This is a genomic window from Streptomyces lydicus, from assembly GCF_000717345.1.
In the GTDB taxonomy this organism is placed as follows: domain Bacteria; phylum Actinomycetota; class Actinomycetes; order Streptomycetales; family Streptomycetaceae; genus Streptomyces; species Streptomyces lydicus.
The window spans coordinates 1-218 of sequence record NZ_JNZA01000120.1; the positions used below are offsets into that span (position 1 = coordinate 1).

The following is a 218-nucleotide window of genomic DNA, read 5'->3' on the forward strand; positions in this document are numbered from 1 at the left end:
GCCGGGTCCGGATCGTGGCGCCCTGTCGGTGCCGGGTGAGGAGTCCGAGAGGTTCCGGGCGAATGTGCCGGTGGCGATCGAGTTCGCCCGGTCGCTGGGGTGCACCACGTTCAATGCCTTGTACGGCAACCGGGTCGAGGGTGTCTCGCCCGAGGAGCAGGACCGTCTCGCGCTGGAGAACCTCGCCTTCGCGGCCCGTGCGGTGGCCGAGGTGGGGG

At 71.1% G+C, this 218-nt stretch carries 1 pseudogene; it reads left to right on the forward strand.

Going from position 1 to position 218, the window contains the following annotated elements:
* A pseudogene (locus OO62_RS41240) lies at positions 1-218 on the forward strand (TIM barrel protein); the annotation flags it as partial.